This window comes from Zavarzinia sp., assembly GCF_049306435.1.
In the GTDB taxonomy this organism is placed as follows: domain Bacteria; phylum Pseudomonadota; class Alphaproteobacteria; order Zavarziniales; family Zavarziniaceae; genus Zavarzinia.
On sequence record NZ_JBAQRT010000159.1, the window covers coordinates 1 to 1,822 of the forward strand.

At 55.8% G+C, this 1,822-nt stretch carries 2 protein-coding genes; both read left to right on the forward strand.

The genetic code is table 11. The features are described from left to right. The first annotated feature begins 127 nt into the window (after positions 1–127). Positions 128–967 carry an N-acyl amino acid synthase FeeM domain-containing protein gene (locus WAZ62_RS08830; RefSeq protein WP_422643156.1) on the forward strand — a complete coding sequence of 280 codons (840 nt, stop codon included), beginning with the start codon at positions 128–130 and terminating at the stop codon, positions 965–967. 118 nt (positions 968–1,085) lie between these two features. Then, on the forward strand, positions 1,086–1,822 hold a 737-nt coding region (locus WAZ62_RS08835), incomplete at its 3' end, for a hypothetical protein (RefSeq protein ID WP_422643157.1).

Below are 1,822 nucleotides of genomic sequence, written 5' to 3' on the forward strand. Positions count from 1 at the left end.
CAGGCGGTGCTGTGCATGCACAAAAGGCTATCGGCTTATTCTGTCAAAGCACGAGCTGCTATTTATTAAATAGCATTTAACAGTTGCTGGACATCGCCTGTCGCAAAAGTAAACTCGAATGCGTCGAATGGGTCAGTTCGGCCCACGCGGCTTGTTCAACTCAACTTTTGCGAGGAAAATTACCATGATTCACCATGCTACATCCGAAGTCTCCACGGCTTACAACTTCAACACACGACCATCACCTTACGCTGCACCCACGGCAGCCAACTGGCCAGAAGAACGGCTACCGTTCACTGTCCGACTGGTCCGCAACGAAGAGGACTTGAATAAAGCCGTCGAGATTCGCCACGCGGCCTATGCCCGCCATCTACCCACCTTCGCCGAAACACTCAGAAAAGCCGAAACCGATGATGCCGAAAAAGGCGTGGTGGTGTTGCTGGCGGAATCAAAACTTGACGGCTCACCGCTGGGCACCATGCGCATTCAGACCAACCAGTACAAACCGCTGAGCCTGGAACAATCGATCGAGTTGCCTGAATGGCTCAGGTCACGTTCGCTGGCAGAAGCGACCCGCCTGGGCGTCACCAATGAAAAGGGGGGTCGCCTTGTGACCACGGTGCTGTTTAAAGCCTATTTCCAGTACTGCCAGCAAACCGGCGTCGAATGGATGGTGATCACCGCACGCGCGCCCGTTGACCGGACGTATGACCGTCTGCTGTTCAATGATGTCTTCCCGGGTGCCGGCTACATTCCCATTCACCATGTTGGCAATCTGCCGCACCGGGTGATGTCATTCAATGTTGATACAGCCGAGGAGCGCTGGGCCGCAGCCAAACACCCCCTGTTCAACTTTATCTTCCGCACAAATCATCCGGATATTCAAATCGATAGCCCGCCTCAACACTTGACCCCGTCGATGAGTTTATCCACACTCTCTGCCCATGGCACCAAGCTTGCCATGTAAGCTGTCCGGGTCGGGAGTTCGCTCATCACAGCGACACCCGGCCCCCTTCTTCCTGTCGGCAAGCACAAACAGCACGGTCGGCCTTATCATGTCAAGGTCGAAATTGGAAAACAAAAAAATGAAAGAAATGACGGACAAGTCGAGACTTCCCCGCAATCGGATAGGTCAACTCAGCCAGGGGCTGGATCTGCTGCTGTATGCCTTTTCGACTTACGCGCTACCCATTGTGATCGGGCTGCTGTCTTTGCTGGCTCTTTTTGCCTGGAAATCGCAATATGCCGTCACCGCCCCACAAGAGTTGCGAATCCAGGTTGTTCAAGAGTCTGCCAACATGATCGAGCCCGCACAAGCGCTGGCACAGTTGCAGAACCGCCCCTTCAGCTCGTTCCACGACACCCGGCTTTCAGAGTCGCCCGTCTGGCTTTCTTTCGTGGTTCCCAAAAATGTCGGGAATACCCCGCTGATGGTCGAATTTCCGTCCCGGCATGCCATGGACGTGACGTGCTGGGACGCCAGGACGCTGAGTCCGCTGGGCAGCGGCAGCCGCCATGGCACGGCTGGCAGCATCTCTATGGTGAAGGCGGGTTTTGCCCTTGAACTCAGCCCGGAGCAGACCGACCGACCCCTGCTATGTCGCAGCAGCGCCACGGGCCCAGCCCGGCTTTCCGTCCTGAAGTGGCAGGCTGCCGATCTGGAAATGTCTGCCCTCGAGTTCCACCGCAAGTCGGGTCTTTTGGATGGCGGTATTTTAATTTTGGCGGGCTTCATCCTGGTCACAGCCCTGATCAACCGAAATGGCCTGTACCTCTTGTTCGCGGCCTGGCTCGTGATGAATTTACGGATGGCCTCCCTCTC